The following is a 14,431-nucleotide window of genomic DNA, read 5'->3' as shown; positions in this document are numbered from 1 at the left end:
TCAGAACATCCGGCAAAATTATCTCTCCCTTCACTATTGTCACATATAATTCACATTCTCTTTTTCTGTTTCAATATTTCCTGTGTTATAATGAAGACAGATTCAAATGCTCAATATTTCACAAAATCTTTTCGAATAGATTTACACTAATTCTCTAGGAGGGTTACAAAATGACTTTAACTACTCAGGATAAATTGGGATTCAAATTCGGTAAATGGCAGGATAATATTGATGTTCGGGATTTTATTATGCAAAATGTATCACCATACAATGGAGATGAAAGCTTTTTAGTTGGGCCAACAAATGCAACAACTGACCTTTGGAAGTATGTGATGGAATTAACAAGTAAAGAACGAGAAAATGGCGGGGTTCTTGATATGGATACATCGATTGTATCTACCATCACCTCCCATGGACCAGGTTATTTAGATAAGGAAAAGGAAAAAATTGTCGGTGTACAGACAGATAAGCCCTTTAAACGATCACTACAACCATTTGGTGGGATTCGTATGGCAATCGATGCAGCGAAAGCCTATGGCTATGAAGTGGACGAAGAAATTGAGCATGTATTTACTGAATTCCGTAAGACACATAACCAAGGCGTATTTGATGCCTATACACCGGAAATGAGGAATGCTCGCCGGGCAGGTATTATTACTGGATTACCGGATGCATATGGTCGCGGTCGAATTATCGGCGATTATCGCCGCGTCGCGTTATATGGGGTAGATCGATTAATTGAAGATAAAACAAAACAACTTGCATCTATTGGTACAGATGGCGTCATGTTCGAAGATATTATTCGTGAACGCGAAGAAATCTCGGAGCAAATTCGTGCATTACATGAATTGATACAATTAGGTGAGTCCTATGGCTTCGATATTTCCAAACCTGCAAAAAATGCTGTTGAAGCATTCCAATGGCTCTATTTCGGCTATTTAGCTGCAATTAAAGAACAAAATGGTGCAGCAATGAGTCTTGGTAGAGTGTCAACATTCTTAGATATTTACATTGAACGTGATATCGCGGCTGGAGTGATGACAGAACAAGATGCACAAGAGCTTGTCGACCATTTTGTGATGAAACTTAGATTAGTGAAATTTGCCCGAACACCCGATTACAATGAACTTTTCAGTGGTGATCCAACATGGGTAACGGAATCGATTGGCGGAATTGCAAAAGATGGCAGAGCACTAGTTACGAAGAACTCTTATCGCTTCTTGCATACATTGGATAATCTCGGGCCGGCACCGGAGCCTAACTTAACTGTTTTATGGTCCTCTAAATTGCCCGATAGCTTCAAGCGTTACTGTGCGAGCATGTCAATTAAAACAAGTTCCATTCAGTATGAAAACGACGATTTAATGCGTGAAGCGTTTGGCGATGATTACGGGATTGCCTGCTGTGTATCGGCAATGGAAATTGGCAAACAAATGCAATTTTTTGGTGCTCGTGCGAACCTTGCCAAGGCACTCTTATACGCAATTAACGGTGGCATCGATGAAAAACAATTTTTCCAAGTTGCACCAAAGTATGAAGCAATCACTTCCGATTACCTTGATTATGATGCAGTAATGGAAAAATATGATCAAATGCTTGATTGGCTTGCTGGATTATATGTCAACACATTGAATGTCATTCACTACATGCATGATAAGTACAGCTATGAACGAATCGAGATGGCGTTACATGATAAGAAAATACTGCGCACAATGGCAACTGGTATTGCAGGTTTATCCGTTGCAGCAGATTCCTTAAGTGCAATCAAATATGCAAAAGTAAAAGTATTGCGCAATGAAGACGGGCTTGCGATTGATTATGAAGTGGAAGGCGACTATCCAAAATACGGAAATAACGATGATCGTGTCGATGACATTGCCGTCAATCTCGTGAAAGCCTTTATGAATAAAATCAAGCAGCATAAAACCTACCGGAATGCCGTACCTACATTGTCCGTATTAACCATCACATCCAATGTTGTTTACGGAAAGAAGACGGGGAACACACCAGATGGCAGAAAAGACGGCGAACCATTTGCACCTGGAGCAAACCCATCCCATGGTCGAGATAAGAAAGGTGCATTAGCATCCCTTAGCTCTGTAGCAAAATTGCCATATGCTGATGCATTAGATGGAATTAGTAATACATTCTCGATCGTACCAAGAGCATTAGGTAAGGAAGAGGAAGTAAGAAAGAATAATCTAGTTGGAATGTTAGATGGTTATACATTAAAAGGTGGTCATCATTTAAATGTTAACGTATTTGACCGTGAAACTTTACTTGATGCTATGGATCATCCAGAACAATATCCACAGCTTACAATCAGAGTGTCTGGTTATGCTGTAAACTTTATCAAATTAACGAGGGAACAACAAATTGATGTTATCAATCGTACATTCCACGACAGTATTTAGTTGATTGATTCACTCGCAAATCATGATGTAAGATTAAGAGGAGGTTTTCTAAATGAAAGGTCGTATTCACTCTGTAGAAACATGTGGGACTGTCGACGGGCCAGGTCTCCGCTATATCATCTTTACGCAAGGCTGTCCCCTTCGTTGTCAATTTTGCCATAATCCAGATACATGGAAAATGGGCGATGGTAAAGTAATGTCCGTTGATGAGCTTTACGCAGATATTATTACGTACCTCCCCTTCTTTCAAGCATCTGGTGGTGGAGTTACGGTTAGTGGTGGCGAGCCGCTACTACAAATGAAATTTATCATCGAACTATTTAAAAAGCTAAAGAAGCATGGAATCCATACCGCAATCGATACTGCAGGGGGTTGTTTTTCAACCTCTCCTGCTTTCCTAGCATCGCTTGACGAGCTCCTCTTATTGACGGATCTGGTGTTACTTGATATTAAACAAATTGATCCAGAGAAGCACCGAAAGCTAACTGGTTTATCAAACGAAAAGATTTTACAGTTCGCACATCACCTAACTGAGAAACATGTTCCAGTATGGATTCGTCACGTATTAATACCGGGAATAAGCGATATTGATGAAGATTTAATTGGTTTATCTGAATTTATTCGTACGATGCCAAATGTAGAAAAAATTGATGTGCTGCCATACCATAAGTTAGGTGTCTATAAATGGGAGGCATTAGGTCTTGACTATGTACTTAAAGATGTCGAACCACCAACAGAGGATCGTGTTGCCAATGCGGCTCGGATATTAGGTAGAGCGTTGGAAGAAACAAGAATAGAAGCGTAATAAAGGGCAATTTCAATCAGTGGTGGTCTTACTGTCAATAAATATGAGATAAATGATGGGAGGAACCTTGGTTTCCTCCCTCTTTCGTTAAGAAAGTCGTTATGCTTTCTTACCTACCAAAAAATGTGGCGTCCGGAATTCAGACACCACTAAGAAAATAATAAAGAATATATAACTTTAACCTATTTGGAGATACTAAATCTATTTCATTTCTGGCAGTACACGTATTTCATGTTCCATTGTTGATTGACATAGTGGACATAATGGTTCTTCTTCAAAACTGTACGATTCTCTCATCCAGCCCTGACAATTATCACTTGTACATGACCACACATTTGTTTCTACTTCTGGAACCGGCTCTTTTGGCCCGCGAGAAAATGACATGAAAGCATCCCCTTTCTTCCTTCTACCTCTATTATACTCTACTTTTGTGAACAATGTAAGGGCTCTGAAAATGCACTCAATTTAGCTATTCCAGACGCTGGCCCTTTACTAATACTTCAAATATTTAGAATGCCCTCGGTTGAAACTCCTGGTGATTTTTTATTACCGAAAACCACGCTGAATTGGCGTTCCCTTCACCTCAGGTTTTTCAATCGTATGTAAGTGTAGCTCCTTCTTTAAGGATAAATCAAAAAGCAGGCTTATACCAAGTCCAGCTTCAATCCCTTCTTTAATTGTTTGCGTACTACCTAATATTATGACACGTTTTGGATGAATATGATTTTTTTGAAAAAAATCTTCTAACATCTCTCTTGTTCCAGATCCCTGTTCACGCATAATCCATGTCTGCTTCTCTAATTCTTCAGATATAGTCGCCTTTCCCTTTAAGGATTGCCGAGCACCTGTAATGATATACATTTTATCCGTTGAAAACTTCTAAGACAAAATTTTCGGATGTATGAAATGTCCCTCAATTAATCCAATGTCAATTTCATAATGTTTTCCAATTTTCTAAACACCGGCTCAAAGAAAAATAAAAGCCCCACCTAAGTGGAGCTCTACATTATAATACAAATTTCCCGATTGCCTTCGCGACACCATCATCATTATTTGAATCTGTGACGAAGTCTGCCACCTTTTTAATCGCTTCTTGTGCATTGCCCATTGCAACACCGATGCCGGCTTCTTGAATCATTTTAATATCATTCAAACTATCACCACAAGCCATTACATTATCCATCGTGATGCCAATTTTATCACATACAAAATGGAGTGCCATTGCTTTGCTTACGCCCGGAGGATTTACTTCTACGTTCGTTGGTAGGGAATTGGTTAGTTCTAGTCCTTCATAATGAGAAATCTCTTTAATCATGATATCGAGCTTATCCTGGTCTGTTGACTCACATCCAAACTTGAGCCACTTATAATCATAGAAATCCTCGGGAGCTTCATTACGGAATACCCCTTCAGTTGAGATCATCCACATGTTTACACCGACTTCTAAGCCTAAATTATAGAGCTTCTCGATCGTTGCTGTATCATGTAAATGTTGGTCTAGCAATTCTTTTCCTACTGTCCAAATTTCCCCACCATTCGTTGTAATAAGATAGGATGTTAATTTCAATTGTTCTGCATATGGATAGCAAGCTCTGAACCCTCGTCCTGTACTTAGAACGACATGAATATCCTTTGCCAGAGCCTTCGTAATTGCCTCTTCCGTACGAGCCGAGACTTCTTGATCCGTGTTTAATAATGTTCCATCCATATCCAGTGCAATCAGTTTAATTTCTGCCATGATAAAACTCCTTCTATTGATTATTTTTTTGCTTTTAATGTTCGATCATAAAATTTCGTCGTCGCGAATGGGATAAATAAAATTACGATTAAAATATAGAATAAGAGCTCAATATTATACATATCGACAATAAACCCACCGACGACTGGTCCAATCATTCTTCCTGTTGCCCCAATACTGTTCACCAAGCCCTGATAGAATCCTTTTCTGCCTTTTGGTGCGAGAACATTTGCCAGTGTTGGAAATGCTGGCCACATTAATACTTCCCCCATCGTTAATATCACCATGGCGATTGCAAACATCGTAAAATCTGCTGCAATCATAGCGATAAAATAGGAAACAATCATAATGATGACCCCGATATAAATATGGGTTCTTGGAGAAGTAATCTTCTCTGTTACCCATTTTACCAAAGGTTGTGCAAAAACGATAAGAAAACCATTTATCGCCCATAGCGAGCTATATTGTTCAAGTGGAATTCCAATGTCCTGTGTATGCGATGCAATCGTGGACTGCCACTGGCTATATGCGATCCACGTAATCAAAAATCCACTACATAATATTAACAATGAACGAAATGCTGTTTTATCATTAATTTTCCCACTTTGTTCGATAACAGATGTATGCATTTGCGGATTCTGTGATTGATCCATTTCTTTAAACGTAAATAAAACAATAAAGAAAAAAACGATAAACAATATTGCATTTGCCCAGAAAATATAATTGAAAGAAATACTGGCAATATATCCGCCCAATGTCGCACCAAGAGCAACTCCTAGATTCTGCGCAACATAAACAGCATTAAAGGCACGACGACCACCTTCAGGCCATACCGAACCAGCCATCGCCATAATTACCGGCCATGTAATCCCATTTCCAAATCCAATGATAATAAGGAATATCGTATATGGTACAACACTATGATAAAGTGAAATACCAATTGTTGCGAGTGTTGCTAAAAGGGTTCCATAAAGTACCGTCTTATATGCGCTATATCGGTCAAATAACGCCCCACCGAGTAAATTTCCAGCAATATTTGCTGCCGTATTAAACATTAAAATGAACCCAGCAAAAGCCAAGCTTTTACCAAGCTCATTATGCATATAAATCGTATTCAGCGGCCATAGAAAAGAACCGCCAGTTACATTAATCGTTGTTGCTATTACCAATAGCCAAATTTGCCTTGGCATCTACATCATCTCTCTTTACCTAAGTTACTACTAATTATTCCGATTAGATCGCGCGTTCTCACTCAATGACATACTAAGCTATTTTAAATGAATACGACCTAAGAATCAATAACGTTCCCATTGAGCCATATATATCGAACCCTTTATTTTATCCTAATGCACTGTTTACAAAAAGGCTCATTTCGTATGGTTTGTTTCGATTGATATAAAGTGCGGACTAGTTTAGTGCCTAAGGCTCTCAGGCTGGTCGCTCCAGAAATACACTACGCTTTTCGCGGGGAGCTGGTGAGCCTACTCACGCTATCGCGTTTCGTAGTCTCACCTAGGCTCTTCTTCCCTCAGAAGTCTCCGTGTATTTCTTCCGCTGGGATTGTGCAGTTATTAATTTTATCATTTTCTTAAAAATAGGAGTTAGCATTCCCTCTGTAAGGCCGTTGATTGTAGCGGAAGGCAGGAGACTACTGCGGGAAAAGCGAAGATGTTGAGCCCGCTGATAGCGACTTGCTTGTAGCGAAAATCAACTTTGCTCCTAACTTAGTTCGTATTTTATCTAAACAGCCTACGAGAAAAAAATCACATATCCGAAAATATGCGATTCTTACTAAACACTATATCCCATTAAGTTGTAAATACGAATTATTGCTACTCGGCAACTACTTCGAGTAATTCATTCGTTTCATTTGGATCGATAATGCTCTCCAATTCTAGCAAAATCAATAAACCATTTTCTAATCTAGCTACACCTTTGATAAAGGTTTCTTTCACTCCACCAATAATTTCTGGTGCCGGGTCAATGGCGGACGATTCAATATCCTTCACTTCTGTCGCCGCATCAACGATTAACCCAATTTGCATGGAGTTAATATTCACAACTAAAATACGAGTATCATCGGTTGCTTTTGTTTCGTCCATCAATAATCTTTCTTTCAGATCAATGACAGGGGTTGTTTTCTCACGAATATAGGTGACACCTTTAATAAATTCCGTTGTCCGTGGAACTCCAGTAATCTCCTGCAACCGTTCAATTGAGATTACTTGCGATACCTCCACACCAAACGTCTGACTTTTTAGTTTAAATAAAATATATTTATTCACTTCTGCCATCTCAAAAGCCCCCTTTCATATATTTAATGGCTTGACTCTAATAATTTGCTGCTATTAGTTATAATGAGTAGGTTTTGTTTAATTGCTCCAGAAACCATCTATTTAATCAATGCATTCGGATCGATGATTAATGCAACCTCACCATCACCTAAAATTGTTGCACCAGATATTGCAAAGACATCTCGTAAATAATAGCCTAATGATTTCAATACGACCTCTTTTTGACCGAGGAAGCTATCAACGATTAAACCTGTTATTTTTTCACCTTTTTTGACGATGACAATCGCTTCATATTTCGATTTTTCCTTGTCCATCTTTGGTACTTGGAATACTTCTGTTAACGATACGAGTGGAATGACATGACCTCGGAAATCCATTACCTGCTGACCATGTGCTGTCATAATTTCAGATTCCTCTAAACGAACCGTTTCAATGATCGAGGTTAGTGGAATTGCATACGTTTCCTGTTGTACTTTTACTAATAGCGTTGAAATAATCGAAAGGGTTAATGGTAATTGGATTGAGAAGATACTTCCCTTTCCTTCCACTGTTTCAATACTGATTTGTCCACTTAACGATTCAATCTTACTCTTCACGACATCAAGACCAACCCCACGACCAGATATATTCGAAATATGGTCTGCGGTACTAAATCCAGAAGACAATATGAGGTGTGCAATCTCATCATCGGATAATGTTTCTGCATGTTCAGCAGTAATTAGCCCTTTTTCAATTGCCTTTGCTTCTACTTTTTTACGATTGATTCCAGCACCATCGTCTTCTATTTCAATAAAGACATGATTTCCACTATGGAATGCTCGGAGGATAATTTGACCTACCTCAGGCTTCCCTGCTTGCTTCCTTACTTCTGGCATTTCAATCCCATGATCGACTGAATTTCGAATTAAATGTACCAATGGATCGCCAATCTCATCAATAACCGTTCGATCTAGCTCTGTTTCCGCACCAATAATCTCAAGGTTTATTTTCTTATTCAAATCTCTCGCTAATCCCCTGATCATCCTCGGGAAACGATTAAATACTTGCTCGATTTGCACCATACGCATCGCTAATATTAAGCTTTGCATATCAGAAGATACACGCCCCATATGTTCAACGGTTTCTATTAAATCGGGATTTGAGATACTTTCAGAGATTACTTCTAATCTACTTCGATCAATTACTACCTCTTCAAATAAGTTTAGCAGGTCATCAATTCGTTCCAAATTCACCCGAATAGTCTTCGTTGTATGGTTTGTTTTACTTTCTGCTGGTGTATCCTTTACCTGTACTTCCGATTCCTCTTGCACCTCTATAACTTCTTGCTTTGGAGTGCTTTCTTCAAATACAAGCGGATTTACAGCAACATGCTGGATCTCCGATATTTTATACAATGGGTTCTTAATCGCATCCACTGTTTCCTTCGATAGGAAAATAACAGTGAACTCCTGTTCGAAATCTCCTTCTTCTATTTCTTCAACTGCTGGAGAAGTCTTAATTACCTCACCAATCTTCTCTAACGCTTCAAATACCATGAAGGCACGAGCACCTTTTAATATACTATCTTCTGACAGGCGAACGGTAAGCTGATATGCAGTAACATTCTGCTCCTTCGCTTGCTCGATAATCGTCATTTGGAATTCATCTAAATCTAACTGCTTTACTTCCTCTTCCACTTCTGCTTCTGTCGTACTCGCAATCTCTTGGTTTTCCTTTGAAGGGCTAGTCGTTTCTCCTCTTTCTACTCGTTCTAATCGTTGCACAAGATCGGAAACATCCTTTTTCCCATCATTTCCCTCACTAATCGAATCTACCATATCCTCCAAATACTCGATTGCTAGAAAGATAATATCAATTACTTCAGTCGTTACCGTTAATTTATGATTACGAATTTGATCCAGCACATTTTCCATCTTATGGGTTAAAGACGCGATGTCTTCATATCCCATTGTTGCAGACATCCCTTTAAGGGTATGGGCAGAACGAAAGATTTCATTCACTAGATCAAGGTCATCTGGTTTCTTTTCTAATTCTAAAATATTATCATTTACAGCTTGTAAATGTTCACGGCTTTCATCCAAAAATACTTCTAAATATTGATCCGTATCCATGTCGTACTTCCCTTCTCGTATGGTTAATCCGATCAGACAAACTTTATGTATTCTTCTAATAAACAACTTTATTGATTTTCTGGACTTGATTAAATATCCAGACTCTTTCCTATCCGGTACATTAATAGTAATAATTACCTACTTCTATTATCTAGGATAAGCGCTTGTAAATAAAGGGGTTTATTAAAATACAGAATATTATAATTAGGTATAGTTAATCCAGTATGAGATAAATGTCCAAATTTCCTGCATGTACAAAGACTGCGGATAGATGAATTGCTTTATCATAGCCAGAAAGGGTTGTATTTCCTTCGATTATTGTTGGTGCAGTAATATCTGTTCGTAGCTCATATTGGACGATATTTGTTGCTAGATTTCCAGCAATCATATTGCCCAGCTCCCCACTAAACGAGATTAACATTTCACCTTCGATTGCCATGCCATACATGGATTGACCAATCGAAGCAAAAATGGATTGATTTCCTGCCAAAACTAATTTCCCTCTAATATCTCCCGTAATGCCAATGAGAACACCAAATGGAAGTTGTAGCGCTCGTTCCTGTAAATGTGGTTTGGAAAGTTCGTGCTCTAGTGGAATAATCGATTGTAACGAGTGATGCATCCCGTTTAGTAATTTGGTCACATACCGATTACGTTCTTGCGTTGGTATCGTCATTTAGGAAATCTCCTGTCAATGTAAATTTTTATGCAACTATATTTGACGATTTAACATATGTAATAATGCTAAATACAGATTGAGTTTGCGACATGATGCCGCAAACCTAATCGTTCCTTTCTTTTATCAAACGTCAAAAATTGGCCAACCTACGAAACTATAACTTAAATTGTTTCACTAATCCATCCAATTCTTCCGCTGCTCTTGCTAGCTGTACAGATGTTGCTGCAACCTCATCCATCGAACTGCTTGTTTGTTCTGTCGATGCTGCAATTTCTTCAACACCAGCAGCAGACTCTTCGGAAACAGAGGCGATTTCTTCAATTGAACCATTCATTTCTTGTGTATTATCTACAATTTCCGTGAGATTTCCAGAAATAGTATTAATATCCTCTACCATTTTTGTAACGGACTTGCTAATTTCGTTTAACGTCATACCAGTCGTTTGAATTTGTTTCGTTCCCTCTTCAACTTCTTTATATCCACCGCGCAATGATCCAGCGATTTTACTTGCTTCGGTTTGGATTGCTGTAACGATGCCAGTGATATCTGTTACAGAAACCGAAACTTGTTCAGCTAATTTACGTACTTCGTCTGCAACAACCGCAAAACCTTTCCCATGCTCGCCCGCTCTTGCTGCTTCAATTGCCGCATTTAGTGCTAACAGATTGGTTTGATCGGCAATTTCTTGAATGACAGAAACTAATTTTGAAATTTGCTTGGACTGCTCGTCTAAACCTTGGACATTTTGAACAGCATCTTTTACAAGCTGATCAATACTTCCCATTTGTCTCTGTGAGCCTTCCATTAAATTTCTTCCTTCATTTGTCATTTCCAATACTTTATTGGAGTATTTATTAATCGATTGCCCTTTATTATTTGCTTCAGCAACTTTTTCAGTAAAGTTTGCCATGATCGATGCAAGGTCACTCGCACTATTTGCCTGTGTTTCTGACCCTGTTGCTAATTCCTGCATTGTAATTGCAACTTGATCTGAACCAGCCTTTACTTCATTGGCTGCAATTGTTAGCTCTTCCCCTTCACTTGAAACATTTTCGGATACGGTACTAATTTTTGATAGTAAATTTCTATTCTTCAATACCATCTCATTTGTAGCTACCGTAAGTTGACCTACCTCATCTGCTGATTCGACCTCTAACATTTCTCCACTTAAATCCCCTTGAGCTACTGAATTCATCCGGTTCATAAGCAATTTAATCGGCTTCGTAATTTTCATTGAAGTAAAGACTGCAATGAAAATACCCAATATTAAAATAAGCCCACTGACAATTAGAGTAATATAAAACGTTGTTGTTCCATTATCAATGATCTCCTGACCTCCGGCTATTATAAGCTCCTTCCGTTTATTCGAAGCCTCTTTAAAGTCATTCATAATTTCCTCTGAAAGTGGCATAACTTCCGTGCTCATAATCTGATGAGCCTCTGCCTCATTTCCGCCCTCATACGCAGCGATCACTTCATCCGTTAGTGTTCCCCATGTGATTTTCTTATCAATTAGTGCTTTTGTTGCTTCCGAATCATTTAATTCAAGAATTCTATTTTCAAGTGCAATTGTCTCCTCTAATGAATCTGAAAACTTATTTTTCATGCCTGTGTCACCATACAATAAGAAGCCTCGTAAATACCCTTCTCGCTGTGCCATATTCGTTGTTAACTCTTCATCAACGATTAGTAACTCCATCTGATGGTCCATAATGTCTCTTGTTGCATCATTCGTTCTATAGATAGAGAAAGTATTATAAATCGCAAATAAGATAAATAATCCAATGATAATAGAGAACCCTATTGTCATCCTTGTTCGAATACTTTTTATTCTAAATCGCTTTTTCATCCAACTAACGCTCCTTTTAGTCTGTTTCTAAGTAGTTTAGATTATTGCAAAGGGATTGCTTATTCTCCTGTATTTATTTCATAATTTGGTAAGATCAATACTTCTACCCGTCGATTTTTCGCACGATTTTCTGCACTTGTATTTGGCACAATTGGCTTATACTCTCCGTAGCCCTTCGCACTGAAAAGTGTTGGATCTAGATTCTTATTTTCCAGCACTAACCGCATGAAATTAAGAGACCTGGTAACACTTAGTTCCCAGTTTGAACCATACTTTTCATTATTCTGGGGGACATCATCCGCATGGCCGCTAATAACAATTTGATGAGGTGGTTCTGTAACTAGTAGATTGGATACCTCTCTTGCGATTACCGCCCCGTCCTCCTTAACATCTGCACTTCCAGGATCAAAGAAAACTTCATTGACAATCGTAACGAGTAGACCTTCATCGGTTAATTCTGTACTTAGATTATTAGTCAAACTATTCGTCGTAATATAATGGTTCACTTCTTCTTGAAGTCCTTCTAATTGTTGCAGTTCAACTGCACTATTTCGTTCTTCTTCCGTTTCCGATTCTAGCTCTTCTTCTTTTTCCTCTTCTTGCTGTTTTTCGGGTGGAATTGGGGAAATTGGATCAATGTTTTGCTCAAGAATCCCATTTCCGCCACCAGCTGAGAATTCATTGCGAAAGATCCCTGCAAGCTCTTTATATTTGGTTGCATCGACATCACTCATTGCGAATAAGACGATAAATAGGGCAACAAGCAGTGTTAGCAGGTCAGAATAAGGAAGTAACCATGATTCATCAATATGGCTCCTTTTTTTCTTTTTATTTCTACGCATCGCTATCCCTCTGTTTCATACCCGCCTGCTCTTTTGTAGATAATAATGATCCAAGCTTTTCACGTACCATCATTGCAGAATCACCTGTCGTAATCGATAGAATTCCTTCCACCATAATTTCCATTTGTAAAACTTCCTTTTTCGACTTTTCCCGGAGTTTATTTGCAAACGGATGCCATAGAACATATCCCGTAAAAATCCCGAGTAATGTTGCAACGAACGCTGCGGAAATAGCTATACCTAATCTATTCATATCCGACATGTCCCCTAATGCTGCAATCAGACCAATAACAGCACCAAGCACCCCAAGTGTTGGCGCATAGGTCCCTGCTTGCGTAAACACAGATGCACCTACCTCATGCCGTTCTTCCATCGCGTCAATTTTTTCAAGCATTACCTCACGAATAAATTCCGGAGTTTGTCCATCAATTGCTAACTGTAGCCCCGAAAGAAGAAATGGATCCTCTACTTCATTTAATTGCATTTCTAAGGATAAAATACCTTCTCTCCTCGTTTGATCAGCCCATTCCGTAAACATAAGAATTAACGCTTTCGGCTCCGTTAATTTCTGATTGGTAAATAAAATTTTGAAATAGCTAGGTACTTTTTTCAATGTACTTGTTGGAAATGCAATGACAACTGCGGCAATTGTTCCTAAGAAAATAATTAATAATGCCGCAGGATTGATTAATGCCGAGATACTAACACCTTTTAGTACCATTCCAACCCCAATGGCGACAATTCCTAATATTAACCCAATTAATGTTGATATATCCATGATTTTCCTCCTGAAGTTAAGTGGCAACTGAAATTGTTAGAATAGTCGTTCACACTTGATTTCGCTTATGTACTCCTAAATAGACGTAAGGATGTTCTATATAATCTATCGGTTCAATTATGAGAATAATAAAGGGATTTCGATGAACATTTTATGCAAATTTAATTGGAATCGAATACATGGAGTTTTGAAATTAGATTGTGATAAGATTATCGATAGATTATTGGAAACCTCATTATGGAACGTTTTAGATTTTAACTTGGACTATTAGCTCATTTTTTTTGCTATCATAATTTTAAGGAGAACACGAAATGATTGATTCCTTTGACATGCTAATTCGCTTATTCGAACGCGCTGCACTACTCTTAATCGTACTTTTCTTATTAACGAGGATCCCGCTTTTTAAAGAAACGCTCCAACGGGACATGCATTCTTCGCTAGAACTGACAATCAATACTATTATTTTTAGTGTCTTCGCGATCTTCAGCACATACTCAGGGATTGATGTAGAAGGATCGCTTGTTAACGTGAGGATTGTGACTATGGTTAGGATATCGGCAGGAGAAATACTTTATCAGGAAGCATAACTATATTAACGGGAAAAATCATATATCAATGCAAAAAAAATAAGCCTGCAAATGCAAACTTTAATTAAACCGCTTTTTGGATTATTTTCTTATTATTGCTATTTTCAAGAACACAAGATAATATGCTCGCGAGTCTTTCATCTATTTGTTGAACATCCCGCTCCAGCCCGGTGATACCTGTATGAATATCATCTGCTTGGGATTCTAGTTCGGTGAATAATGCATCAATATGATAGCTATTTGCTTGAATATCCTTTATATCAGCCAACCAAAAAGTAATAACTTCCAACAGATCGTCAATCATCTTCTGGGTCAACCCACATTCCTCCTGTCT

The 14,431-nt window shown here is 38.4% G+C and carries 13 protein-coding genes and 1 pseudogene; 3 read left to right on the top strand and 11 right to left on the bottom strand.

Going from position 1 to position 14,431, the window contains the following annotated elements; all coding sequences use genetic code 11:
• Positions 1-170: 170 nt before the first annotated feature.
• Both pflB and pflA read left to right on the top strand, forming a co-directional pair.
• Positions 171-2,414, top strand: coding sequence for a formate C-acetyltransferase (pflB, locus tag CWR48_RS15480; protein ID WP_115774225.1), 2,244 nt, complete (start codon positions 171-173; stop codon positions 2,412-2,414).
• A 52-nt stretch (positions 2,415-2,466) separates the two neighbouring features.
• Positions 2,467-3,219 carry a pyruvate formate-lyase-activating protein gene (pflA, locus tag CWR48_RS15475; RefSeq protein ID WP_115774224.1) on the top strand — a complete coding sequence of 251 codons (753 nt, stop codon included), beginning with the start codon at positions 2,467-2,469 and terminating at the stop codon, positions 3,217-3,219.
• Between the two features lie 201 nt (positions 3,220-3,420).
• On the opposite strand, the gene CWR48_RS15470 is transcribed toward pflA, so the two are convergent.
• The 10 genes from CWR48_RS15470 to motA all read right to left on the bottom strand — a co-directional run bounded on the left by CWR48_RS15470 (position 3,421) and on the right by motA (position 13,510).
• The gene (locus CWR48_RS15470) at positions 3,421-3,603 is read right to left on the bottom strand and encodes a cold-shock protein (RefSeq protein WP_115774223.1); all 183 of its coding nucleotides are present in this window, start codon (positions 3,601-3,603) and stop codon (positions 3,421-3,423) included.
• 162 nt (positions 3,604-3,765) lie between these two features.
• A complete protein-coding gene (locus tag CWR48_RS15465) occupies positions 3,766-4,080 on the bottom strand; it encodes a LysR substrate-binding domain-containing protein (RefSeq protein WP_115774222.1) in 315 nt (104 codons plus the stop codon).
• Positions 4,081-4,225: 145 nt separating this feature from the next.
• Positions 4,226-4,957, bottom strand: coding sequence for a Cof-type HAD-IIB family hydrolase (locus tag CWR48_RS15460; RefSeq protein ID WP_115774221.1), 732 nt, complete (start codon positions 4,955-4,957; stop codon positions 4,226-4,228).
• Positions 4,958-4,977: 20 nt separating this feature from the next.
• On the bottom strand, positions 4,978-6,147 hold the full coding sequence (locus CWR48_RS15455) for an MDR family MFS transporter (RefSeq protein ID WP_115774220.1): 1,170 nt from the start codon (positions 6,145-6,147) through the stop codon (positions 4,978-4,980).
• A 642-nt stretch (positions 6,148-6,789) separates the two neighbouring features.
• A complete protein-coding gene (locus CWR48_RS15450) occupies positions 6,790-7,251 on the bottom strand; it encodes a chemotaxis protein CheW (RefSeq protein WP_115774219.1) in 462 nt (153 codons plus the stop codon).
• 98 nt (positions 7,252-7,349) lie between these two features.
• Positions 7,350-9,362: a chemotaxis protein CheA gene (locus CWR48_RS15445; RefSeq protein ID WP_115774218.1), complete on the bottom strand. Its 2,013-nt coding sequence runs from the start codon at positions 9,360-9,362 to the stop codon at positions 7,350-7,352.
• A gap of 214 nt (positions 9,363-9,576) precedes the next feature.
• Positions 9,577-10,038, bottom strand: a complete 462-nt coding sequence (locus tag CWR48_RS15440; protein ID WP_115774217.1) for a chemotaxis protein CheX — start codon at positions 10,036-10,038, stop codon at positions 9,577-9,579.
• A gap of 157 nt (positions 10,039-10,195) precedes the next feature.
• Positions 10,196-11,890 carry a methyl-accepting chemotaxis protein gene (locus tag CWR48_RS15435; protein WP_115774216.1) on the bottom strand — a complete coding sequence of 565 codons (1,695 nt, stop codon included), beginning with the start codon at positions 11,888-11,890 and terminating at the stop codon, positions 10,196-10,198.
• 59 nt (positions 11,891-11,949) lie between these two features.
• A complete protein-coding gene (gene motB / locus CWR48_RS15430) occupies positions 11,950-12,732 on the bottom strand; it encodes a flagellar motor protein MotB (protein WP_115774215.1) in 783 nt (260 codons plus the stop codon).
• A complete protein-coding gene (gene motA / locus CWR48_RS15425) occupies positions 12,725-13,510 on the bottom strand; it encodes a flagellar motor stator protein MotA (protein WP_115774214.1) in 786 nt (261 codons plus the stop codon). The genes motB and motA overlap by 8 nt, the downstream gene beginning before the upstream one ends.
• A 311-nt stretch (positions 13,511-13,821) precedes the next feature.
• On the opposite strand from motA, the pseudogene CWR48_RS15420 reads away from it, so the two are divergent.
• Positions 13,822-14,085: pseudogene (locus CWR48_RS15420) on the top strand (LytS/YhcK type 5TM receptor domain-containing protein); the annotation flags it as partial.
• 76 nt (positions 14,086-14,161) lie between these two features.
• On the opposite strand, the gene CWR48_RS15415 reads toward CWR48_RS15420, so the two are convergent.
• On the bottom strand, positions 14,162-14,413 hold the full coding sequence (locus CWR48_RS15415; RefSeq protein WP_115774213.1) for a hypothetical protein: 252 nt from the start codon (positions 14,411-14,413) through the stop codon (positions 14,162-14,164).
• Positions 14,414-14,431: the final 18 nt, after the last annotated feature.

Source organism: Oceanobacillus arenosus (assembly GCF_003369575.1).
GTDB classification, from domain to species: domain Bacteria; phylum Bacillota; class Bacilli; order Bacillales; family Amphibacillaceae; genus Oceanobacillus; species Oceanobacillus arenosus.
This window is presented reverse-complemented; position numbering and strand designations above follow the sequence as displayed.